Genomic DNA, 20,626 nt, shown 5'->3' on the forward strand with positions numbered 1-20,626 from the left:
GCTAATACTTCAACTGCATCGAGCGCGTGCTTCGCCAGGCGTTGCCGTAGAAGATCGCTCCGATGAAGGCGATGACGATGGCCTTCCACCAGGTCGCGGGCCAGCCGGCACCCTGCAGAAACGCGTCGCGCACGATTTCGATGTAGTAGCGTCCCCACACCAGGTTGCAGATCCAGCGCAGCGACGCGGGAATGTTCTCGATCGGGAAGAGCAAGCCGGACATGATGAAGACCAGCAAGAAGCCGCCGAGCGCCACGACCGAGATCGCGCCGAGCTGGTTGGGAATCGCGACACCCACCATCACGCCGAAGGCCGCGACGCAGAACGCGTAGAGAATCGACCCGACGATCAGCGAGGTCGGATCGACGGCCAAGCTCACGCCGAAATACGTGAACAGCAGGATGCTCAGCAAGACGGCTTCGGCGGCAAACACGACCATGATCGCAAAGATCTTACCGAGCAGATACTCGTGCGCGGAGATATTCGAAACGTAAATCTGTAAGATCGTCTTCTCTTCACCCTCGCGCGCGACCGACAGCGCGGCGAGCAAGGTCGGAAAGAGCGTGAGCACCAGCACGAAGATGCCCGGTCCGTAGAACTTCTTCGAGTCCAGGCCGGGGTTGAACCAAAGACGGATGACGGCTTGAATGCCTCCGGGCGGACGCGGAGCGACACGCGCGTTGTACGCGGCGACCACGGATTGCGCGTAGCCGGCGACCAGTTTGGCGGTGTTGGCGTCGGTGCCGTCGACGAGCAGCTGCACCTGCACCGGCTGCCGGCGCGCGAGATCGTGCTCGAAGTGCTCGGGAATGATCAAGACGCCGCGCACGCGGTTGCCGGTCAGCGCGCGCACGGGATCCTGCTGCACGGGATACGCGATAACGTGAAACGTCAGCGATGCGCGAAAGGCGTCGGCCAATGCGATCGACGCCGGCGAGTTGTCGAGATCCTGAACGACCAGCGGCATGTCGTCGACCGTCAGCGAGATCGCCGTGCCCATCAGCAGCAGCAGAAACGCCGGAAGCAGCAGCGCCAGCGCCAGCGCGAGCCGGTCGCGAACGAGCTGGGTCAGCTCCTTGCGCACCTGTGCGAGAATGCGGCGCATCAGGCGGCCGCCTCGGCGCGTTCGACCGCACCGATGAAGACGTCTTCGAGCGAGAACTGGGCGCGGCGCGCGGCGATGACGCGCACGCCCGCGCCTTCGAGTTGCGCGGTCAAGGCGCTCACCGCCGTGCCGGCGTCCCCGTCGACCACGACGTGCAGCCGGTCGCCAAAGAGCGAGACGCGCTCGCGTGCGCCTTGCAGCACGGCGACGGCCTTTTGCAGATCGTCGACCCGGATCTCGATCAGCGAACCGTGCTGGCGCGCCTTCACTTCGGTCGGGGTGCCTTGGGCGATCAGCTTGCCGGCGGCCATGAAGCCGAGCCGGTTACACTGTTCGGCTTCTTCTAAATAGTGCGTCGTGACGAGCACGGCGGTGCCGGCCTCGGCCAGCTGATCGATCATGCTCCAGAAACTGCGGCGCGCGATCGGGTCGACGCCCGAGGTCGGCTCGTCCAAAAACAGGACCGTCGGTTCGTGCATGATCGCCGAGCCGAACGCGACGCGCTGCTTCCAGCCGCCGGGCAGGCTGCCCGTGATCTCCTCTTCTTTGCCGCGCAGTCCGGCAAAGTCGAGCACCCACGCGATCTTCTCGTCGCGTTCGTCTTTGGGCACGCCGTACACGCCGGCGAAGAACTCGAGGTTCTCGGCGATCGTCAAATCGTCGTAGAGCGAAAACTTCTGCGACATGTAGCCGACGCGCCGGCGCACGTCGCCGGAACGAACGTTGCCGCTGACGCCGGCGAGAATCGTCGATCCCGACGTCGGTCCCAGCAAGCCGCACAGCATGCGGATCGTCGTCGTCTTGCCCGCGCCGTTGGCGCCGAGCAGCCCGTAGACTTCGCCAAAGCGCACCTCGAGGCTCAACCGGTCGACCGCGGTAAAGGTCCCAAAGCGTTTGACCAGCGACTGCGCACCGATGGCGACGTCGTTGGGACGATCGACCGGCGCGCGCTTGAGCGGAAACGGACCGCAGTCGAGTGGGGGATCCGACGCGCGGATCGACGCCACGAAGACGTTTTCCAAGGTGGGTTCGTCGGTGCGGACTTCGCCGACCGCGATTCCGTCGCGCGACAGCACCGACGTTACGTCGCTCTGCACGCTCTGCACGTGCGCGTCGTCGGCTAAGACGTCGAGATGATCGCCGAAACGCTGCACGTCGACGACGCCGGAGCGCGGCTCGATCGCACGCACGGCGGCACCGACCTGGCGCAGATCGTTTAAATACACCTCGAGGCGCTGCGCGTGCAGGCTCTTGCGCAGACGATCGGGCGTGTCGAGCTCTTTGATTTCGCCCAAATGCATGAACGCGACGCGGTTGCAGCGTTCCGCTTCGTCCAAGTACGGCGTCGCGACGAGAATCGTCAACCCTTCGTTGGCCAAGTGCGCGAGCGAATCCCAAAACTCGCGCCGCGAGACCGGATCGACGCCCGTCGTCGGTTCGTCGAGCAGCAGCACGTTGGGCTGCGGAACGAGCGCACACGCTAACGCGAGCTTCTTTTGCATGCCGCCGCTGAGATTGCCCGCGAGCCGGTCTTCGAACTGCGCCATGCCGAACAGTCCGAGATAATGCCGGCCGCGCGCGACCACGGTATCGGGCGGCGCCAAGCGCAGGTCGCCGATGTAGCGGATGTTTTCCATCACGGTGAGATCGTGATAGAGCGTGAAGCCTTGCGTCAGATAGCCGGTTTTCAAGCGCGCGTCGCGCGCGGATCGTCCAAAGACGTCGACTTCGCCCGACGTGGGATTCATGACGCCGGCGAGAATTTCGAAGGTCGTCGTTTTCCCGGCGCCGTCGGGCCCAATGAAGCCGAAAATCTCGCCTTTTTCGACGTCGAACGTAATGCCGCGCACGGCTTCGAGGGTGCCGTAACGCTTACGCAGGTCGCGAAGTGCGACCGCTACTTCGGCCACGATCCGCCGACGAGAATCTCAGCGTCGGCAGGCATTCCCGGATGCGCGGAGCCGTAGCCGCCGCGAAGGCCTAACTTGACGCCGAAAACCTGCTGCACGCGGTCGCTTTGAAAGTACGTGTTCTCCGGCGTGAACATCGCTTCGGGATCGATGCGCATCACGTATGCGTCATACGGATGTTGGTGCTTGGGATCGTCATCGAAATAGATCCGTGCGGATTGACCGAGCTTGACGCGTGCGATCTGCCCTTCGGGGACGAATCCGCGCAGATACACTTTCTGCAGGTTGAGCAACGTCACGACCGGGGTGCCGGCGGCCAGCACTTCGCCCGGCTCCGCCGAACGCGTGAGCACCGTTCCGGCAAACGGCGCGCGAATCGTCAAGTCGCGCAGGTTCGCGCGTGCTTGATCGAGCTGCGCCATTGCGGCGGAGACCGCCGACGTCTGCTGGTTGATCTGTCCCGAAACGGCCGCCGCTTGCTGTTCGCGCATCGGCGCGTTGCTCAACGTCGCGCTTGCCGACCGGAGCTGACCCTGCGCCGCCTGCGTTCGCTGACGCGCGGCGTCGAGCGTCGCTTGAGCCTGCTGTGCGTCGGAGACGGCGCGATTGCGCTGCAGCTCCGACACGTCGCCGGTCTTGAACAGGTTCTTCGCCATCTTTTCGTTATAGGCGGCGAGGTTGTACGCGGCTTGCGCTTGCGAGAGCTGCGAGTCGGACGCCGCGACTTGGGATTGCGCAGCGCTGACGTCGCCGGATGCGCCGACGCTGGCTTGCTCGGTTCCGAGTTGGGCTTGGCGCAGCTGTGCCTGCAACACCGGGACTTGCCGCTGCGCGGCCGATACGCGCGCTTCCGCTTCGGCGACGGTGGCGCGCGCTTGCGCGTCGTCGAGCGTCGCGATCACCTCACCTGCGCTCACCATGTCGCCTTCGCGCACGCGAACCGCCAGAACGCGGCCGGGCAGTTTTGAGGCAACGGCCGAGTCATCGCCTTCGATCCGTCCGCTGAGCGCGACGGTGTTGCCGGGCGCTCCCGAGCAACCACTAATTGAGGGCAGCACGACGGCGGCCGCCATGAGGGCAGCCTGAAGGAGGCGTTGATCCATGCGAACACGCATCCCGCCCTGATACTGCAATGAGCGAGCCCTGTCCCCTCACGAGAATTATCTTAGCGAGCGCGTCGCCGCGCCGTTTGGAGCTGCTCCGTTCGCTCGGGCTTGACGTCGAGGTTGCGCCCAGCGGCTACCACGAGCCCGACTCGCCGCAGCTCACCCCGGCCGAGCTTGCCGTCGCGCACGCCCGCGAAAAGCTGGCCGCCGCGATCGCCAAGATCGGTGACTCCGCCGTACCGGTCGTCGCCGCCGATACCGTGGTCGACGTCGATGGGGCCGCGCTCAACAAGCCGGCGGACGAAGCCGACGCGGTCCGGATGCTCTCCGTGCTCTCGGGCCGCGAGCACCTCGTGCACACCGCCTTTGCGCTGGCCGTGCCCGGGGGCGAAACGATCAATGAACGCTCGACGACCGTAGTTCGCTTTTACCGGCTGACGCCGGACGAGATCGGCGACTACGTTGCAACCGGGGAACCGCTCGATAAAGCGGGTGCCTACGGCATTCAGGGGCTTGCCGCCGCGCTGGTGGAGTCGATCATGGGCGACTTTTATACCGTCATGGGCTTTCCGTTGGCGCGCTTCGTTCGCACGCTGCGCCGGTTGGGATTTGCGTTGCCCTTGCCGAAGAATCAAATAACGTAGGGGCGTTAATTCGTAAGGGGCTGGCCCATTTTTACTTATCGGGACGAACGAAGACTGTTCGCGTTGATCACCGTTATCATCATTGCGGCGATCGTTGCGCTCGTGCAAATCAGTGCCGAGCGCTCGGGCGAAGAGAGTCCGATCGCAACGGCGGCAACGTCGCTCTTCGGTATTACCGAGGTCGCGATTTCGACCAGCGTGGACGCGCTGCGTTCGGCCGGCACGGGTATCGTTTCGCTCCCGGGACTCGTGCACGAGAACGCGCGGCTGCGCGACGAGAATCAGAAGCTCGTTCAAGAGAACGCGCGACTGCACGAGCTCGCTTCGATTTACGCATCGGAGACGACGATCCGTCCGATCGTCGACCTGTACCACGGCGTCGAAGCGCGTGTCGTCGGCTTCCCGCCCGAGAACGAGTCGCAAGCCGTCACGATCGATAAGGGCTCGATTTCCGGCGTGCATCGCGACGATGGGGTCCTCGACGCCAACGGCGTCGTCGGACGCATCGCGTCGGTCGGACCGTTCTCGAGTACGGTCGTCTTGATCACCGACTACACCAGCCGCATTCCCGCGGTCGTGCGGCGCGGACGCTGGTGGGGCATCGCGCGCGGAAATCTCAGCAGCGTGCGCATGGAGTATATTCCCGAAGACGCACCGCTGCACGCCGGCGACGTGATCGTCACCGGCGAAGGGCGATCGTTCCACGCCGGCGTTCCGATCGGGAACGTCGTTTCGATCGAACGCGGCGACACGACGCTGTATCAAACCGCGGTGGTCAAACCCGCCGCAGCGTTGGGTGCTCTCGATCGCGTTGTCGTTGTCCCGCAGTAGACCAACCGCTTCTCCGAAACGCCGCTTCGCTCCGTACACCGGACCGCAGTGGCATATCGTCGCGCTCGTGCTCGCGGCGGCCGTGGTCGCGCAGGCGACGCTCTTACACTTTCTCGCGATTCGGGGTGCGACGCCGAGCCTCGTGCTGGTCGCAGTCGTCTGGTTTGCCATCCGCGTCGACGTGCGAAACGCCGCAATTTATGGGCTTTTTGCGGGAATTTGCGAGGACGTGCTGGCGGCCGGAACGGGCGGCGCGTGGACGATTTCGACGACCGCGACCGCGATGCTCACCAGCGTGCTGTCGCGCGGATTCTTCGCCGATTCGATTCCGATCGTCGCCGCGGTGACCGCAATCGCGACGCTCGTGCGCGCGCTCATTTTCTGGACGGTTATGTCGCTCGAAGGGTATCCGGGCGGCTTGGCCGGACTGCATTTCCATCAAGCGTTGTGGCAAGCGCTGCTCGACGTCGTCGTGATGATCGTTGCCATGCTGATCGCGCGCCGCTTCGAAACGACGCCGCGTTCGTGAGTTACCCGTACGAGCGGCGCAAGAAGCCGCGCTGGGAGCGGCCCGTTTGGCGAATCGTTGGATTCGTCGGATTCGTGTTACTGTTATTGATCGCACTGATCGTGCGGCTGACGCAGATTCAAATCGTCGAGGGCGATTCGTACCGCTCCGCGGCGATGGCCAACCAAGTGCGATTGATTCCGGTCGCGGCGCCGCGCGGCATCATTCGCGACCGCAACGGCGTCGCGATGGTGCGCAGCCGTCCGTCGTTCGTCGTGGGACTGATTCCGTCGCAGGTGGCCGATATCGACGCCGAGCTGCACACCGTTTCCGAAAAGCTCGGCATTCCTTTAGACACGCTCGAGTACAAGCTGCTGCACCATCACGGCGTCAACTATCGCAACTTCGACGAAGTGGTGACCTACGAGCCGTACGGACCGGTGCTGCTCGACGAAGACGTTCCGGTCGCGCGCGTCGCGCGGCTCTCGGAAGTGCTGACGGATTTACCGGGTGTCGATCTGGAAGTCCAAGCGATTCGCGATTATCCGTATCACGGTGAAGGATCGCATTTGTTCGGATACGTCGGACAAATCACGCAAAGCGAATACGCGCGGCTCAAAAAACAAGGCTACGCGCTCAACGACGTCGTCGGCAAAGACGGATTGGAATACACGTACGATTCGTATCTGCGCGGCGTGCCCGGGGGGCAGCGGGTGGTGGTCGACGCGACCGGATCGGTCGTCTCGACGACCTCGGCCCAGGCCCCGATCTCCGGCGATACCCTGATCACCAATATCGATTTTCGGCTCCAGCAGATCGTCGAAGAGGCCCTCGCCGACGGCATCAAGAGCTGGGGACACGGCCGCAAGCTGTCAGGCGGGGTCGTCGTCGAGGATCCGTGGACCGGCGGGATCCTCGCATTGGCGAGCTATCCGAACTTCGATCCCAACGATTTCGCCGCGGACAACTATAAGAAGGTCGCGTTCGACCTGCTCGACCCCACTCAGCCGCTGTTCGATCGCGCGATTGCCGCAGCCACGCCGACCGGATCGACCTTCAAGATGGTCACCGGGTCGGCTGCGTTGACCGAGGGCGTCGTGAAAGTCGATCAGGTCGTCTACGACACCGGCGGCTGGAACTGTGGCGGCTTCTACGCGCGCGACATCGCGGCCGGCGGTCTGGGGAACACGACGTTCGTTCCGGCGCTCGCGGCGTCGTCCGACGGATACTTCTTCCGGCTGGCGTGGTGGCTGGGCAACGAGCGGCTGCGCAAGTACGCGTTGGCGTTCGGCCTCGATTCCAAGAGCGGCATCGACCTGCCGGGTGAAAACGAAGGCAACTGGCCGACCAATGCGTGGTCGATGCGCAACTTCGGCGTTCCGATGGAGCCCAGCGACTCGTGTTTCTTGGGGATCGGGCAAGGCGCGATGCAAGCGACGCCGCTGCAGATGGCCAACATCGCGTCGGCGGTAATCGACGGCGGCACGCTGTGGCGCCCGTACATCGCGCGCGAGATTCGCAAACCCAATGGAACGCTCGTCAAAACGTTTTCGTCGCAAATCATTCGCCACGTTCCGGTGACGCAGGCAGCGCTTGCGGCGGTGCGCGAGGGCATGGCGAAAGTCACCGATCCCGGCGGCACGGCGTACGGTGAAAAGATCAAAGGCTTACCGTACTCCGGGAAAACCGGAACCGCCGAAACCGCCGGCGGCGCCGGCCCGAACACGACGTGGTTCATCGCGTGGGCTCCGACGGGTCATCCGAAACTTGCGATTGCCGTGTTCGTCGATCGCAGCGGCGGGTACGGCGCGAGCGTTGCAGCGCCGATCGCCCGCCAAATCATGATCGAATACTTCAAGATCAAAGACCCCGGCCCGGGATACTAGGCCCCTGACATGGGCAGCGTTTTCAACGCGGCATCGATCGCTTTGCGCACGGACGGCGTGCGTTCGTCGCGCAGCGCGGCGCGCAGGACGTCCACGCACCACGGTTCCCCGACGATCGTGAGGCGCTCGACGATTTCGATGCGCGTGGCGGCGTCGCACGACGCGGCGTCGTCGACGCCGGCAGCTTCGAGCCACGCCGACGCCGCGGCTTCGGCGTTTGGATCGACCGAACGTGCGCGCGCGTAAATCGTGCCGACGGCGTAGAGGATCGTGCCGCCGGCGAAGACGAGGACCGGGATCGCGTAGTTAATCGACGGCCAGATGTGCCGCGCCGCGAAGCGCGTCCAAGACGCCGGTGAAGGAGTCGTCGAGCCCGCGGTTTACGCTCGTGGTGAGCACGCGGTGGAACTCGTCGATCGGCAGTTCCGAAAGCACCGTGAAGACGCGCGTAATCTCTTCGCGATAGGCGGCGAGCGCCTCGGAGCGCGTGCCGTCGTGCAGCACGCTGGTTCCGAGCAGGTGCGCGTTGATGATCCACGGATTGACCGCGCCCAGCGGTGCCGTGTCGAGCTCGGGCATCAGCGCGCGCACTTTGTCGGCGTCGATCGATCCTTCGATGCGCACGATGCCGGCCGGCGGCGCGAGCGCATCTTGAGGCGATGCGAGCACGAGCTCGTCGAGCAGACCGCGCAGCGCGGCGCGGCTGTCGCGATCTTCCAAATCTTTGCCGGTAATGGTTAAGCGCGGCATGCGCAACCGGACGAAGAACCGCTCGAGGGGCGCGCGCACCGCGCGGCTCGTGTTGGTAAACGCCGACGACAACGCCGGCGATGCGGCGACGGCGTTTTCCGGAAAGAGCATGCGCAGTGCGAAGAGGTGCTGCACCAAACCGCCGGCTTCACTGCGCTCGAGCAGTTTGATCGTGTGCGCCAATCGGTCCGCGGCGAAGTCGATGTAGAGCATCGGTCCGCCGGCGGCGGCAATCGGTGCGATGGCGGCAAGCGGTGCCGTCGCTTCGAGACGATCGGCCTGTTCGGCGATGACTTCGGCAATCGCGCGCGGCGGCGGTTCTTCGAGCGCCGGTGCCGTCAGCGCAACTTCGGGGTCGGGCAGCTCGAACTGCGGCGGCAGCGGCGGCGGTTCGTATGCGGCGGCCGATTCGGCGGGGAAGATGCGCGCCACCGAAAGCGGCACGCCGATCGTCGATTCGCCCAAGGTCGGCTGCGCCTGCACGCGCAGCGGCGGCGCGGCCAGCGCGATGTTTTGCCCGTCGCCCCACTCCAGCACGGCGCGCGTTTCGAGCGTCGTGCCGGCCGACAGCGGCGCGATGACGCTGACTTCCCAGCGGATGCGCAGCTCCACGTTGGGATTGACGTCGGCGAGAACCAAACCACGATTGGACCACAAGATCGACGCGCCGGCTTCGTCGGCAAGCGCGAGTCCGTTGATCGTCGTGCTCGACGGCACGTACACCGCCAAGTTGGTCGGAATGACGCGCACCAGCAGACGGTCGGCGGGGCCGTCGCCTTCGTTGCGCAGGCGAATCTCGTAGTACACGTGCTCGCCGGCGTTGACGCTGTCGGAGGGCGCGGCCATGAGCTGCGCGCCGGCAAAATCGGGTTGCGCGTGCGTCGGTACTTCCAGCGGCGGGAACTGCACCGGACTGATGCCCTTTCCGCGCAGCCAGCCTTCGAGCGTGAGCGGCCGGTCGTGAGGAACCGGGCGCAGCAGACGCAACGTCAAGCGCGCTTCGTGCGTGCGCTCGGCGGCGACGTCGCCGAAGACGAGGCCTTCGCGATCGCGCCGCGCGTCGATCGCGCGCTCGAGCGCGAGCTCGGGCGGTAACGTGAGCGTCAAGCGGGCGTCGCGCAGCACGTCGGATCCGGCGTTGGTGAAACGCACCAGGACATCGACGAAGCGGTGCGGGCGCAGCGGCTCGTTCGAAGCGAGTTCCCACGCGACCGATTCGCGGAAGACTTGCGGTCGCGAGCGTACGACGACCGTCGACGTGCCGAGATCGATCGCGCCGCCGTCGTGCTCGAGAACCACGCCGAGGGTAACGTTCGAACGGTCGGGCACTTTCGACGCGACGCGCGCGGAGATAACGAAGACGCGCTCGTGATGCGGGGGCACGATGCCCAGATCGAGCGGCTCGCGATACGGCAGCGGCTCGTCGGTGGCTTCGGCGATCCGCACGTCGTCGAGATGCACGCCGGGAATGACGCGCAGACGCACGTTGCGTTCGGGTGCGGTGCCGTCGTTATAAACGTGTGCCAGGAAGCGGACGTCGTCGCGCGCGTGCGCGACGCCGTGATCGGCTTCGACGTAGTTGCGCGCGCGGTTGAAGCGCGGTGAAACGCGGACGCTCAGTCGCCGTGCGAAATCGCGTTCGCCGCCCTTCCAGCGCAGCGCCGCTTCGATCGGCAGCGTCAACTCGCCGCCGGGCGGTGGAACGGCAACGGTCGCTGCCAGGCCGACTTCCACGACGCGATTGGACGCGAGCGTGCCGATCGAGAACGTGAGTCCCGGAATCGATTCGTCGCTGACCGGCTGTCCGTCGACGCTTGCCGAACCGGGTGCGTAGACCAGGCCGGGCGGTAATGCGAACGAAATCGCCACAAACTCGGCCGCGCCGGTGCCGGCGTTGACGGCGCGCATCGCGATCGGAATGCGCATTCCCGGCGCGACCGCATCGTCGCACAACACGGTCAGCGCGGTTTCTTCGCCGCTGAAATCGACCGGCGACGCGACGTAAATCTCCGCCGACGCGATCGGAAACTCGTTACATTCGCGCGAGCCGAGTCCGCCGACGGCTTTGATGCGCGTGCTGTCGGGAAGCGGCGAGTCGATCGTCGCTTGGTATTCGATGGTCACCGACTGACCGGGCGCAAGCTTTTCCGTAACGACGGTAGCGCTGTCGTAATCGAACGGTTCGCCTTCGATTCCCAGCACCACGCGTCCGTCGATGCGCGCGCTGCGCGGAACGTAGGTCGTGTGCTCCGGCGCGGGAAGCAGTGCGACCACGTCGTGCGCGCTCGCCGATCCGGTGTTGACGATCGTCGCGCGCACCGACACCGCGTCGCCCGGACGCGGTTTGTCGGGCGCGCTCAAGGTGACGAGCGTCGACGTGTTTTGCAGCATCGGACGGCTGCGCACGATGACGCGCTCGATGTTCGATGCGAGCAGCGCGGTTTGATCGCTGACCAGCGCCGCTTGGAAAACGAGCTCGGTTCCGTCTTCGATCGGATCGCTGACGCGGAACGAACACGAGACTTTGCGTTGTGAGTTGGGTTCGAGATCGCCGATCAGCGTGCCGTTCGCGTCGACCAAGTGACCTTCACCGGCGATCGGGCGATCGTCGACGAGATCGTCTTCGGGTACGTGCGAGACGCCCTGCGGATGCGAGAACCGCACGCGCACGCCGGTCGCGCTCGCACCGCCGAAGTTCGAGAAGCTGAACTCCGCGCGAACCGTTTCACCTGGAAGCACCGAGCGCTTGGGCTCGAGCACGAGCGTACGCAGGCTCTCGACCAATGCGGGAGAGCCCGGAGCAAAGATGCCGGTCAGCGACGTGGATGCCACTAGTCAGCCTCTTTCACGCTGTACGGCACGGCGACCTACGGCGGCGCCAGTAAGCTTAACGTATGGGCGATGCGCTCGGCTCGTTCCCCGGGGTGCCGAGCAAGATACGCGTCGACGGCGTCGGAACGTCCGCGTTCCTTGAGCGCGCGGGCCGCGGCCAGCGCGACGGTCTCGGACGGGTCGTCCAACGCGTGCTCGAGCAGCTGCGCGGAGCGCTCGTCGTCGAGTGCCGAGACGCCGAAGATCATGTCGCAGCGCGCGGCCTCGAGAAGCGAGTCGAACTCTGCGGCGGTTGCCGTGTTGAAGCCGGTATCCACGTGCACGTCCTCGCGCGGAGTCTCAGCGACCTCGCGTTCGACGCGCGCCTTGCGCGGAGCGACCAGTGCGTAGATGCCCAGCGCGGCCCCAATGGCGAAGGCCACGATCAGGGCAATCGCGATCGCGCTCATCCTTGGCTAGACGCCGGCGTGAAGCGACGTGCGCACGACGTCGAGCGCTCCGTCGAGCGCGGCATCGCGCTTGCGCTGCAGCGCGTCGATGAACTCGGTCGTGTCGGCCTGCGCGAGGGCATCGAGCCGGTCGATCAGCAGCGCGCGGTAGTGCTGCAGCTGCTGCGTACCGTCGGGCAGCAGCCGCGCGAGCGCGCCCCACGGAAGCGCCGACGCGAGCGGAGCCTCTTCGAGACGATCGGCAAAGTCGCGCAGTTCCGACGGATCGTAACTGCCGCGCAGCACGACCGTCGCCGCCGGCGATTCGGCCGGAACGCCGCGCGCGTTGGCCGCGTCTTCGAGCACGCGTTCGATCGTGGTGCGCACGGACGGCGTTTCGAGATCGCGCGGCGCGATAACGTAACTCGGCAGGCGCAGCTTGATGAAGAGCCGGTCGAACTCTTCGCGCAGCAGATCGCGCAAGGCGGGAAGCGATCCGCCGTGCGTATCGCCGACCGCATCGGGCAGCAGTGCGCGCAGCGCGAACAAGTGCGTTACCATTCCGCCGAAGCGCGCTTCTTCCAACAGCCGGAGCGCGCGCGCGAGCCGGTCGCCGGTAAAGGCAACCGAGCTGCCCGCACCGTTGGCCATCAGCGTCCCCTCGACGACGCCGCTCTGCGTCGCGTCGTTATCGGGTTCTTGCCCTTGCTCGAGTGCGGCGATGGGATACCGGTTGAGAACGCGCGTGTGACCGTTGGCTTCGCCGACCGGCGTGGCCGGCGGAAGTTCCAGGAAGCGCTCGGAGTCGATCGCGCGCTGGCTGCCGCCGAAAGCCGGCCCGATCATGCCGTCGAGGCCGAACGGCAAACCGGGAATGGCGTTGGCGAACACCGGCGTCGCGCGCACTTTGAGCTCGCCGCTGGCGACTTCGTCGTCACGCTCGCCGTCGTAGCGAATGTGTGCGGCGCGGACGATGGCTTCACCGGCGGGCAGACCGTTGTGCACCACGTCGTGCCAGCGCACCGTCGCCTCGACGCCGGGATCGACGTCGTTGAGCACGATGCCGCGCGAACTGGCAAACGGCGCTTGCGCGCCGACGTCGCGTACCGGAACGTCGTTGACGGTCGTCGAGTTCGGAACGTAAATGAGCGTCTCGGGCTGCTCGACCGAGATGATGACGCGGCGCGCGGGACCGTCGCCGCCGTTTCGCACGTGCAGCACCCATTCCACCGTTTCGCCGACGTCGACGACGTCGATCGGCTCGCTGCGGAACGTTCCCACCGAGAAGTCGGGCTCGGCAGTCGTCGCGATGACCAAGCGCGGTAACGGAACCGGAAGCATCGCGTCGGCGGTCAGCACGCCGTCGACGGTGACCGGAAACTCTTTGGCCAGACTGCGCAGCAAACGCAATCCCAAACGCGCTTTGGCGGTCGCACCGGGCAGAATCTCGCCGAAGACGAGCGACGACTTCTCGCGGATCGCTCCGTCGACGCTTTCAAGGCGCGCTTCGGGTGAAACGTAGAGGCGCAGGCGCACGTTGTGCGCGACGTCGGTGCCGGTGTTGACGACGATCGCGTCGACGTCGGCGAGCTGATTGGGACGCAGCACCGCGTCGCTGGCGAGCTCGAGCCGCGACGTTTGCGCGTCGAACGCCGGATGCGAATCGACGCGCCACGCGGCTTCGCCCAGCGGCGTTTCGCCCAGTTCGCGGGTGTGCACGCTCGCGCCGACGCGCACTTCGCTGCGATCGGCGTACGGCGTGCGAATGCGCCCGCGAATGTTGATGCGGCGCGCGGAGTAGGCGTCGAGCGTGCCGAGATCGACCGTGTCGCTCTCGAGCGTCAGCCGCGAATTCTTTTCGAACACGCGCGTTTCTTCCAGTGCCGGATCGAGACGCAGATGCAGCACGACGTCGGCCGCCGGCGCGCTGCCGTCGTTGGCAACGTCGATGGTGGCTTCGACGTCGCCGCCGGGCCGCACGACCTCGCCGCCCAGGCGCGCGATATAGTTGCGTCGCTGCGCGAGCGCCGGCTCGGAATGGATGGCGATGCTGCGTTCGAGCCGCCGTGCCGCGACGTCGGTTGACGGTTCCCACGTCAGCGAAGCGGCAACCGATAGCGTCGTCGCATCGGGCAGCGGCGAAACGACGACGGCTTCGGCGCGGAGGTCGACGTGTTCGCCCGCGTCGATGCGTCCGAGATCGAAGACCAACGGATCTTTGCGGCGGTCGCGGATCGGCCGTCCGTCGATGCTCGACGCGCCTCGAACGAGCGCGAGCGTATCGGGAAGTTCGAGCGTCGCCGTTGCGCTGTCGGCGGCCGCGGTTCCGGTGTTGTAGGCGGTTACCGCGAGCGTGACGCGCTGTCCCGGGCGCACGTCGTGCGACGGTTCGACCGACAGTCCGGTGCGGTCGTCGCCGAAATCCGGTGCCGCGCGAACGACCAGCGTCGCGGGTTCGAGCTCGAACGCGGCCGTTTCTTGGGACGCGATCTGCGCCCTTGCCGTGACGCGCGTGCCGTCGGCCAGCGGGGCGTCGATGCGAATGCGATAGACCAGGGTCGCCGACGCGCTTGCCGATAGCGACGCGGCGACGATCGGCGCGTAGAGCCGGTCGTACGCAATGCCGAGATCGCGTTCGAGTTCGCGGCCGTTCACGCGCGCCGAACCGGTGACGTACGCGGCGTGTTCGGGAATCGGTGCGACGACGACCACGTCGTGCGCGCTCGACTCCCCGGCATTGTGAATGCGAATGGTCACCTGCGCTTCGGATCCGGGGCTCGGATCTTGGCGCGCCTCGACCGAAATGCGGGTGAGCGCGTTCTGCAGTTGCGGACGGCTGCGCGCGACCAGCCGGACGACGTTGGAGCCGACGGGCGGGAGCTCGAACGAGGCGACGGCCGCTTGGAGCTCGACGGTCGTACCGTTCTCGATCGCGCCGGCGACACTGTACGCAATTTCGATCTTGCGCTCTTCGCCTGGGGCAACGTCGCCGATATGCGCGCCGCTGCGCGCGAGCAGCGGAGAGTTGCCGAGTTCGTCGTCGAGCGACGCGCCGTCGAGCTCGCCGCTTCCGACCAGATACACCAGGCCGTCGGGAAGATTGAATCGTACGCGAACGCCGGTGGCCACGGCGCCGCCCTGGTTGCGGAACGTGAACGTCGCACGTACCGTCATTCCAGGTTCCAACTCGCGGTCGGGCGAAACGGCGAGGGTTCTAAGGCCCTCGGGCAACGTAGGTGCTCCGGGGGCGAAAACTTCCGACAGCGTGCGCATGACGCGGGACGTTTCGCCGCAAGGAAAGGGTTGCCATGCTCGCAGTTCACGAAGATCGTATCGCCGCCGCCGTCGCGCGTCTCGGCTCCGAAAATGCATTTGAAGTGCTCGCTCGAGCGCGTCAACTCGAGGCCGAAGGGCGTCGCGTCGTTCACATGGAGATCGGCGAGCCGGACTTCGATACGCCCGAGCATATCAAGAAGGCGGCCGTCGACGCGCTCTATGACAACCACACCCACTACACGCCGTCGGCCGGCATTCCGACGCTGCGCGCGACGATCGCCGATTACGCCAGCCGCTTCCGCCGCATCTCGCCGGCCTACACGGCCGAGAGCGTCGTCATCTCGCCGGGCGCCAAACCGATTATTTGGAACATCCTGTCGGCTCTGCTCGATCCGGGCGACGACTTCGTCTACTTTGATCCTGCGTATCCGGCGTATGCTTCCTGTGCGAGCTACCATCAAGCCAACATTCACGCGATCCCACTGCTCGAGTCGCGCCAGTGGCGCATGGACCTCGACGAGCTCGCGCGCCGCGTCTCGGACAAGACCAAGGCGATCGTCATCAACTCGCCGCACAACCCGACCGGCGGCGTGCTCACCAAAGGCGATCTCGAACGCATTGCCGAGCTGGCGAACCGTCACGACTTCATCGTCATCGCCGACGAGATCTACAGCCGCAACTTCTATCTGGACACCGAGTACGTCTCGATCGCGGCGCTCGACGGCATGCGCGACCGTACCATTATCGTCGACGGATTCTCGAAAGCGTACGCGATGACGGGCTGGCGCTTGGGCTACGCGCTGATGCCGGATCGTCTCGCCAAGACCGTGACGCTCTTCAACAACAACACGTTTAGCTGCGTGGCGACGTTCGTGCAAATGGCCGGCATCGCCGCGCTCACCGGCGACGACACGCCGGTGCGCCGCATGAACGACATCTTCCGCCAACGGCGCGACCGTTTGGTCAACGGCCTCAATGCGATTCCGGGCGTTTCGTGCACGCTGCCCGAAGGCGCGTTCTACGCGTTCCCCAACGTGACCGAGATCACGCACGACGACCGCGCGCTCGCGAAGTTCCTCTTAGAGGAAGGCGGCGTCGCGTGCGGCGGCGGCTCTTCGTTCGGCGCGGCCGGAAAAGGCTATCTGCGATTCTCCTACGCGGCGTCGCTGGAAGACATCGACTGGGCGCTGGATTCTATCGCCAAGACAATCCCGAAGTTCAAGGGCTAGCGGTTTGTACGGTCTTCCGGACCCACCCGAGCCGAAATACTGGAAAGCGTTGTTGATGGCGGCCCTTTTCTGTATTCCGCTATCGCTCGTTGTTCGCGCTGTTATCCGGATGTCGGACTTGGTATGGCTTATTGTGGCGGCCGTTATGACCCTGATCGTTTCGTATACGATACATGAGCGCGTCACCAGCGATTGGCGCGCGCAATACACGATGAATTATAGCGAATTCAATTCCAGGACGCGCGTCGGGCGAAACGTCCGGATAGGCCGCCGATAGCGCAACCGTGGCGACGTTCCTCCGAATCGCCGTAGCGGTTCTCGTGATGCTCGCGATAGCGGCGATTGTTTTCTTCGCCTCGCGAGGGCATATTTTTTTCTTGCCGTTCGTGCTTATTTTGGGTTTGCCGCTGGGGGCGTTGCTGCTGCGGCGTTCTTAGCTTCCGAAATCGGTTCTCAATTCGGAGGTTTCGCGTCGCCGGAAGTGAGACGCTTGAGGGCGGCTTCGAACTCGGCGCGATCTTCGTCGGTGAGATCGTCGCGTTGGAGGGCACGGCGAATACCTTCGGCGACGGGGTTTTGATCGCCGCTGCCGACGAGCTCGTTCAGCTTGTTGAACTGTGCCTCGTCGTCTTCATCCTTCGGTCGCTTCCGAAAGAACATCACGTAAGCCTCATTGCGTGCTTAACCTCGGCTAGGACCCGCGCTGCCACCTCGCGCGTTCGAGCGGTCCCCTCTTCGATGATGCGCTCTACTTCGGCGGGATTGTCGCGAAAGGCTCTATACCGCTCCCGGACCGGTCGCAGATAGGCGTTAAGCTGTTCGGCAAAGTCGGTCTTGTCGGCAACGCACCCCAGCGCGCCCGAGCGGCACCCCTCGGCGACGGCGTCCAGCTTGAGCGGATTGACGAAACGCCAGAGATAGAACAGCGGACAGACCTCGGGCCGGCCCGGATCACCCTTACGTACCTTTAGTGGATCCGTAATCATCGAGCGGACCTTTTTGGTCGTCGTCTCCTCGTCGTCTTCAATAAGAATAGCGTTGCCGTAGGACTTGCTCATCTTCCGGCCGTCCGTGCCGGGCACTTCGGGAAACTCGGAGAACGTCGGCTGCGGTTCGATGAGAATCTGCGCGCCGTTTCCGTAGAGATGGTTGAAACGGCGGACGACCTCGCGTCCGAACTCGAGGTGCGCCGCCTGATCGCGACCCACCGGAACGTACTCGCCGCGGACGATCGCTACGTCGCACAACTGCAGCAGCGGATAGCCGAGAAAACCGTAGGTCGCGATTTCCTGACCGAGCGCCTCGATCTGCCCTTTGAACGTCGGTACGCGCTCGAGCCACGAGATCGGCGTAATCATCGACAGAATCACGTGCAGCTCGGAAATTTCCGGCACGCCGGATTGCAAGTAAATCGTGGCTTTCTGTGGATTGACGCCGGCCGCCAACCACACGGCCACCATGTCGTTGCGCACGTCGCGAATCTTCGCGGGGTCGGCGAACTCGGTTGTATACGCGTGCAGATCGGCAATTTCGAAATAGGCGTCCGCCGTTTCGCAATAGGCTTCCCACTGCGTCAGCACGCCGAGCAGGTGGCCCAGATGCAGTCCGCCCGTCGGGCGCATGCCGGCCATCACGCGGGGTTTTTTGGTTTCGGTCATCGCGGGCCGTGTATTGGCTAATGCCGCGCGATTTCCGCGCGTACGAAGGCGCGCGCCGCGTGCACGGCGTGGCGCAGCGGCGTGCCGTTGGCCAACTCGCACGCAAGGGCGATTGCGAGCGTGCACCCCGTGCCGCGCATCGACGCCGCGATGCGCGGCTCGCTGAAGAGCTCGACGCCTTCGGCGGTGGCGAACGCATCGACGGGATCGCCGTCGAGATGTCCGCCCTTGAGCAGCACGGCGTGGGGGCCCAGCCGCTGCAGCGCCGACGCTGCCTCGCCGATCGCGTCACGCGCTATCGGCTCGACCCCGAGCATCTCGGCGGCCTCTGCGAGGTTGGGCGTCATCACGACGCTGGGCAACGTGGCAAGCTCGTCGCGCAGCGCGTAGCGCCCGTCGACGTCGACGAGCTCGCCCCCGCTGCTCGCGGTGAAGACCGGATCGACGACGGTGGGAATCGAGGGGCGCGCCCGCACGATTGCGGCGGCGGCTCGAATGTTGGCGATGTTTCCCAGGGCGCCGATTCGAATCGCGCCGGCGGCGTCCCATGGCAGCGCGGCCAACTGCGCGCGCAGCACGTCGACCGGCACGGCGTGCAGCGCGGTGACGCCGGAGGCGTCCTGGGCGCTCACGGCGGCGACGGCGGTGAAGACCCGCACGCCACGCTCAGCGGCGACGACGAGGTCGCGCCCGACCCCCGCGACGTTCCACGGATGCGTCGTGCCGATCGAGATCACAATGGGTTTCACGGCGCTTGCCAAGCGTCGACAAGCGCTACGGCCGCGGCCCGCGGATCGGCGGCGGCGGAAATTGCCGAAATGACCGCGGCCATCGCGACGCCGCTGCGCCGCACGTTGACCACGTTGTCGAGCGTGATGCCGCCGATTGCGGCAACCGGCAGCGCCGTTACCGAAGCGATGCGTTCTAAGCCGCCGACGCCGATCGGTGCGCCGGCGTCGTCCTTGGACGTCGTCGCGTAAACCGAACCCACGCCGAGATAGTCGGCGAAGGCGGTTTTACGCGGATTGGCTTCCTCGACGGTGCCGCACGACAGACCGATGAGATGTTCGGGAAACGCCGCGCGCACGCGTGCCACGTCGGAAAAGCCCGCATCGTCGGGACCGAGATGCATGCCGTCGCAGTCGAACGTGCGAACCGCTTCGAGTTCGTCGTTAACGATGAGCAGCGCGCCATTCTCGAGCGTCATCACGCGCAGCGGACACAGTGTGTCGGCAACGATGCCGCCCTTCGCACGGTACTGTACGATGCGCACTCCCGCGTCCAACGCCGCACGCGCGACGTCAAGCGCGCTCGCGGATTCATTGACGATCGCGTAGATGCCGTGCAGCAGCGCCGCGCGCTGCGTTCGGTCGATTAAGCGCGTCTTCGCTGCCATAGCCATAGCAGCACGTTGACGACGAGATAGATTGCATAGGTGGCGATCAGGGCGCGCGCGAGCACGACGTCGTGACGCATCAGCGCAAGCGGTACGATCAAGCCGAAGCAAACGACGCCGGCCATGAAGACGGTCATCAAGCGCGAGATCCCGACGAAGGCCATCAGTCGTTTCCGAGCAGCAGATCGCCCAAGCGCAGCAGCTCGTCCTCGTTGTCGAAACGAAACTCGATGCGACCGCCGCGGCCGCCGCGCACGAGCGCGACGTGCGCCGCGAATTTTTCGCGCAAACGCGATTCGAAATCGATCTCCTCGGGCGACAGCGTGCGCGCCTTCGGCACGGCGTTTTTCGCTTGCTGATTTGGGCCCGTGGCCTCAGCGACGAGCGCCTCGAGCGCGCGCACGGTCAGCCCTTCAATAGCGGCCCGCTGCGCGAGCTGCGTGCGAACGGCTTCGGGGACGCCGAGCAGCGCGCGGCCGTGCCGCCCGCTCAATCGTCCATCGGCGAGCATCGCCTTGATCTGGTCGGGCAGCGCGAGCAATCGCAGCGTATTGGCGATCGCCGGCCGGCTCTTCCCAAGTCGCGACGCCAGCTGATCCTGGGTGAAGGCGAACTCGTCGATGAGGTTTTGGAAGCCGGCCGCCTCTTCGAGCGGGTTGAGGTTTTCGCGCTGCAGGTTCTCGATGATGGCGACCTCGAGGGTCTGCCGGTCGTCGCTGCCGCGCACGATCGCCGGAATCGCCGGCCGCCCGAGGGCGGCGCATGCGCGCCAGCGCCGTTCGCCGGCAATGAGCTCGTAGCCGTCGTTGCGAGGGCGAACGATGATCGGCACCAGCACGCCAAACTCGGCGATCGAGGTCTTGAGCTCGTCGAGCGCCTCGGGGTCGAAGTGTTTGCGCGGCTGATACGGGTTGGGCGTGATGCGGTCGACCGGAATTTCTTGCAGCGATTCGACCGGCGACACCGGCACGGGCGCGTTGCCCAGCAAGGCGCCTAATCCGCGTCCCAAACCGCGCTTCGGAGCGGACACTAACTCACACCGCTCCGCGGTACGCGTGCCTCCGGCC

Annotated in this window: 18 protein-coding genes; 6 read left to right on the forward strand and 12 right to left on the reverse strand. The window is 65.5% G+C overall.

From position 1 onward, the window contains the following. Nucleotide 1 precedes the first annotated feature (1 nt). From VGG89_11135 to VGG89_11145, 3 genes are read right to left on the reverse strand one after another with little or no spacing between them, the layout of a single operon-like run. Nucleotides 2–1,105 (reverse strand): ABC transporter permease, encoded by a 1,104-nt coding sequence (locus tag VGG89_11135; protein ID HEY1977094.1) that lies wholly within the window; start codon nucleotides 1,103–1,105, stop codon nucleotides 2–4. Further along, the gene (locus VGG89_11140; GenBank protein HEY1977095.1) at nucleotides 1,105–3,015 is read right to left on the reverse strand and encodes an ATP-binding cassette domain-containing protein; all 1,911 of its coding nucleotides are present in this window, start codon (nucleotides 3,013–3,015) and stop codon (nucleotides 1,105–1,107) included. The genes VGG89_11135 and VGG89_11140 overlap by 1 nt, the downstream gene beginning before the upstream one ends. Next, nucleotides 3,003–4,118, reverse strand: a complete 1,116-nt coding sequence (locus VGG89_11145; protein ID HEY1977096.1) for an HlyD family efflux transporter periplasmic adaptor subunit — start codon at nucleotides 4,116–4,118, stop codon at nucleotides 3,003–3,005. Before VGG89_11145 ends, VGG89_11140 begins: the two co-directional genes overlap by 13 nt. 29 nt (nucleotides 4,119–4,147) lie before the next feature. Here VGG89_11145 and VGG89_11150 point away from each other — a divergent pair, with 29 nt between their 5' ends. The 5 genes from VGG89_11150 to VGG89_11170 all read left to right on the forward strand — a co-directional run bounded on the left by VGG89_11150 (nucleotide 4,148) and on the right by VGG89_11170 (nucleotide 8,236). After that, complete coding sequence (locus VGG89_11150) at nucleotides 4,148–4,765, forward strand: Maf family protein (protein ID HEY1977097.1); 618 nt, start codon at nucleotides 4,148–4,150, stop codon at nucleotides 4,763–4,765. 63 nt (nucleotides 4,766–4,828) lie between these two features. Continuing rightward, complete coding sequence (gene mreC, locus VGG89_11155; protein HEY1977098.1) at nucleotides 4,829–5,596, forward strand: rod shape-determining protein MreC; 768 nt, start codon at nucleotides 4,829–4,831, stop codon at nucleotides 5,594–5,596. Beyond that, the gene (gene mreD, locus VGG89_11160) at nucleotides 5,583–6,125 is read left to right on the forward strand and encodes a rod shape-determining protein MreD (protein HEY1977099.1); all 543 of its coding nucleotides are present in this window, start codon (nucleotides 5,583–5,585) and stop codon (nucleotides 6,123–6,125) included. Before mreC ends, mreD begins: the two co-directional genes overlap by 14 nt. After that, complete coding sequence (mrdA, locus tag VGG89_11165) at nucleotides 6,122–7,990, forward strand: penicillin-binding protein 2 (GenBank protein ID HEY1977100.1); 1,869 nt, start codon at nucleotides 6,122–6,124, stop codon at nucleotides 7,988–7,990. The genes mreD and mrdA overlap by 4 nt, the downstream gene beginning before the upstream one ends. 9 nt (nucleotides 7,991–7,999) lie before the next feature. Then, on the forward strand, nucleotides 8,000–8,236 hold the full coding sequence (locus VGG89_11170) for a hypothetical protein (GenBank protein ID HEY1977101.1): 237 nt from the start codon (nucleotides 8,000–8,002) through the stop codon (nucleotides 8,234–8,236). Nucleotides 8,237–8,296: 60 nt separating this feature from the next. Here VGG89_11170 and VGG89_11175 read toward each other — a convergent pair whose 3' ends face one another. Genes VGG89_11175 through VGG89_11185 form a run of 3 tightly spaced genes read right to left on the reverse strand, consistent with a single transcriptional unit; the run spans nucleotide 8,297 to nucleotide 15,372 of the window. After that, on the reverse strand, nucleotides 8,297–11,572 hold the full coding sequence (locus VGG89_11175) for a hypothetical protein (GenBank protein HEY1977102.1): 3,276 nt from the start codon (nucleotides 11,570–11,572) through the stop codon (nucleotides 8,297–8,299). 35 nt (nucleotides 11,573–11,607) lie between these two features. Beyond that, the gene (locus VGG89_11180) at nucleotides 11,608–12,021 is read right to left on the reverse strand and encodes a hypothetical protein (protein HEY1977103.1); all 414 of its coding nucleotides are present in this window, start codon (nucleotides 12,019–12,021) and stop codon (nucleotides 11,608–11,610) included. A 6-nt stretch (nucleotides 12,022–12,027) separates the two neighbouring features. After that, complete coding sequence (locus VGG89_11185; GenBank protein ID HEY1977104.1) at nucleotides 12,028–15,372, reverse strand: hypothetical protein; 3,345 nt, start codon at nucleotides 15,370–15,372, stop codon at nucleotides 12,028–12,030. Here VGG89_11185 and VGG89_11190 point away from each other — a divergent pair. Continuing rightward, nucleotides 15,309–16,505: a pyridoxal phosphate-dependent aminotransferase gene (locus VGG89_11190; GenBank protein HEY1977105.1), complete on the forward strand. Its 1,197-nt coding sequence runs from the start codon at nucleotides 15,309–15,311 to the stop codon at nucleotides 16,503–16,505. The two genes, VGG89_11185 and VGG89_11190, sit on opposite strands and share 64 nt — an antisense overlap. A gap of 453 nt (nucleotides 16,506–16,958) precedes the next feature. Here VGG89_11190 and VGG89_11195 read toward each other — a convergent pair whose 3' ends face one another. The 6 genes from VGG89_11195 to VGG89_11220 are packed head-to-tail and all read right to left on the reverse strand — an operon-like array spanning nucleotide 16,959 to nucleotide 20,589. Then, nucleotides 16,959–17,165, reverse strand: a complete 207-nt coding sequence (locus VGG89_11195) for a hypothetical protein (protein HEY1977106.1) — start codon at nucleotides 17,163–17,165, stop codon at nucleotides 16,959–16,961. After that, nucleotides 17,165–18,163: a tryptophan--tRNA ligase gene (trpS, locus tag VGG89_11200; GenBank protein ID HEY1977107.1), complete on the reverse strand. Its 999-nt coding sequence runs from the start codon at nucleotides 18,161–18,163 to the stop codon at nucleotides 17,165–17,167. Before trpS ends, VGG89_11195 begins: the two co-directional genes overlap by 1 nt. Nucleotides 18,164–18,180: 17 nt before the next feature. After that, a complete protein-coding gene (locus VGG89_11205) occupies nucleotides 18,181–18,912 on the reverse strand; it encodes a hydroxymethylpyrimidine/phosphomethylpyrimidine kinase (GenBank protein HEY1977108.1) in 732 nt (243 codons plus the stop codon). Next, the gene (locus tag VGG89_11210) at nucleotides 18,909–19,565 is read right to left on the reverse strand and encodes a thiamine phosphate synthase (protein ID HEY1977109.1); all 657 of its coding nucleotides are present in this window, start codon (nucleotides 19,563–19,565) and stop codon (nucleotides 18,909–18,911) included. Before VGG89_11210 ends, VGG89_11205 begins: the two co-directional genes overlap by 4 nt. Beyond that, a complete protein-coding gene (locus VGG89_11215; GenBank protein ID HEY1977110.1) occupies nucleotides 19,538–19,723 on the reverse strand; it encodes a hypothetical protein in 186 nt (61 codons plus the stop codon). The genes VGG89_11210 and VGG89_11215 overlap by 28 nt, the downstream gene beginning before the upstream one ends. Then, nucleotides 19,723–20,589: a ParB/RepB/Spo0J family partition protein gene (locus VGG89_11220; protein HEY1977111.1), complete on the reverse strand. Its 867-nt coding sequence runs from the start codon at nucleotides 20,587–20,589 to the stop codon at nucleotides 19,723–19,725. The genes VGG89_11215 and VGG89_11220 overlap by 1 nt, the downstream gene beginning before the upstream one ends. Nucleotides 20,590–20,626: the final 37 nt, after the last annotated feature.

This window comes from Candidatus Baltobacteraceae bacterium (assembly GCA_036488875.1).
Lineage (GTDB): Bacteria > Vulcanimicrobiota > Vulcanimicrobiia > Vulcanimicrobiales > Vulcanimicrobiaceae > JAFAHZ01.

Coding starts and splice junctions, on each gene's coding strand:
- VGG89_11135 (HEY1977094.1), bottom strand. CDS start 1,105: ATGCGCCGCATTCTCGCACAGGTGCGCAAGGAGCTGACCCAGCTCGTT.
- VGG89_11145 (HEY1977096.1), bottom strand. CDS start 4,118: ATGGATCAACGCCTCCTTCAGGCTGCCCTCATGGCGGCCGCCGTCGTG.
- VGG89_11150 (HEY1977097.1), top strand. CDS start 4,148: ATGAGCGAGCCCTGTCCCCTCACGAGAATTATCTTAGCGAGCGCGTCG.
- VGG89_11170 (HEY1977101.1), top strand. CDS start 8,000: ATGGGCAGCGTTTTCAACGCGGCATCGATCGCTTTGCGCACGGACGGC.
- VGG89_11180 (HEY1977103.1), bottom strand. CDS start 12,021: ATGAGCGCGATCGCGATTGCCCTGATCGTGGCCTTCGCCATTGGGGCC.
- VGG89_11190 (HEY1977105.1), top strand. CDS start 15,309: ATGCTCGCAGTTCACGAAGATCGTATCGCCGCCGCCGTCGCGCGTCTC.
- VGG89_11185 (HEY1977104.1), bottom strand. CDS start 15,372: ATGCATTTTCGGAGCCGAGACGCGCGACGGCGGCGGCGATACGATCTT.
- VGG89_11195 (HEY1977106.1), bottom strand. CDS start 17,165: ATGTTCTTTCGGAAGCGACCGAAGGATGAAGACGACGAGGCACAGTTC.
- trpS (HEY1977107.1), bottom strand. CDS start 18,163: ATGACCGAAACCAAAAAACCCCGCGTGATGGCCGGCATGCGCCCGACG.
- VGG89_11210 (HEY1977109.1), bottom strand. CDS start 19,565: ATGGCTATGGCAGCGAAGACGCGCTTAATCGACCGAACGCAGCGCGCG.
- VGG89_11215 (HEY1977110.1), bottom strand. CDS start 19,723: ATGGCCTTCGTCGGGATCTCGCGCTTGATGACCGTCTTCATGGCCGGC.